The 1,501-nt window shown below is 78.5% G+C and carries 2 protein-coding genes; one reads left to right on the top strand and one right to left on the bottom strand.

Annotation, left to right across the window (positions count from 1 at the left end; genetic code table 11):
- Positions 1 to 850, bottom strand: an 850-nt coding sequence (bluB, locus tag PAI11_RS10930; RefSeq protein WP_081488370.1) for a 5,6-dimethylbenzimidazole synthase, incomplete at its 3' end; no start/stop codon positions are given.
- Between the two features lie 61 nt (positions 851 to 911).
- Between bluB and PAI11_RS10925 the strand changes: the two genes are divergently transcribed.
- The coding region (locus PAI11_RS10925) for an adenosylcobinamide-GDP ribazoletransferase (protein WP_086000335.1) at positions 912 to 1,501 on the top strand (590 nt) is incomplete at its 3' end.

The raw sequence follows: 1,501 nt of genomic DNA, 5'->3' as shown, positions 1-1,501 counted from the left end.
GCCGGCGAGCGGCGTCGGCGACGGCGACCGCGGGCGCGACGGACGTCGCGGTGGCGCTCACGGTCCCGACCGCCTCGCCCCCGGGCTCGCCGACCGCGCCACCGACGGGCGCGACGTCCTCGGCCGGCCACCGCTCCTCCAGCAGCACCGCCGAGAGCGGCGCGCGGGCCGCCCAGCCGGCCGACTCGAGTCCCGGCCGCACCGGCCGCTCGTCAGGCCAGCCGACGCAGAGCCACGCCATCGGATCGACGCGGGTCGGGATCCCGAGCAGCGATCGCAGGTCGTCGCGCTGGTAGAAGCTGACCCAGCCGACGCCCAGCCCCTCGGCCCGCGCCGCCAGCCACAGGTTCTGGATCGCGCAGGCGGTCGAGTGGACGTCGGTCTCCGGGATGGTGCCGCGGCCGAGGACCTCGACGTCGGGCCGCCCGTGGTCGCAGCAGACGACGATCCCGAGCGGCGCGTCGACGATTCCCTCGATCTTCTGGTCCAGGAAGTGGCGGGCGCGGTCGCTGAAGCGCTCGGCCTGCCGCAGCCGCTCGCGCTGCGCCAGGCCGCGCATCGCCACCCGCGTCTCGTGCTCGCGCACCAGCAGGAACCGCCACGGCTGCATCAGGCCGACCGACGGCCCGCGGTGGGCAGCGGTCAGGACCCGCTCGAGGACCTCGTCGGGGACGGGATCGGGGCGGAAGCGGCGGATGTCGCGGCGGGCGGCGATCACCTCCTGAAGGGCGTCGCGGGCGGCGTCGGGGAAGCGCCAGCCGGCCGGATCCTCGGCCCGCTCCGCCGCGCGCGAGGGATCGAAGCCCTCGGGCGTCGCGGGCCGGACGTAGGCGTGCGGACCGTCGCTCATCGCCGAACAGTCTCGCGGACGGGGCGATCGGGCGGCGGGCCGGTGTGCGAGCCTGCGGGTCGTGACCACCGCCGATCCAGCGCCAGCGGCCGGGCCGCTCGACGGGCTCCGCCACGCGATCGGCTTCCTGACCCGGATCCCGGTCCCGTTCCGGGCGGGCGAGGCGCCGCGGCTGGACCTGGCGGTGCCGTGGTTCCCGTTGGTCGGGGCGCTCGTCGGCGCGATCGCCGCCGCCGTCCTGGCCGCAGCCGCGCAGCTGCCGGGAGCCGGGGCGAGCGGCGTCGCCGCGGCGCTCGGCCTGGCCGCCGGGATCGTCGCCACCGGCGGGCTCCACGAGGACGGGCTGGCCGACAGCGCCGACGGCCTCGGCGTCCACGGCGACCGCGAGCGGCGGCTGGCCGTGCTGCGCGACTCGCGACTGGGCACGTTCGGGGCGCTGGCGCTGATCGTCTGGGCGCTGGCCAGCTGGAGCGCGCTGCGGGCGCTGTCGACCGAGGACGCGGTGCGGGCGCTGGTGGCGGCCGGCGCGGCGTCGCGGTGGGCGGTCCTGGCCCACGTCCGCAGCGGTCGCCCCGCGCGGCCGGACGGCGCGATCCACGCCCTGCGGATCGGGCCGGTCGGGGCGGTGGCGGCGACGGCGGTCGCGCTGGC

This window comes from Patulibacter medicamentivorans (assembly GCF_000240225.1).
Classification (GTDB): Bacteria; Actinomycetota; Thermoleophilia; order Solirubrobacterales; family Solirubrobacteraceae; genus Patulibacter; species Patulibacter medicamentivorans.
This window is presented reverse-complemented; position numbering and strand designations above follow the sequence as displayed.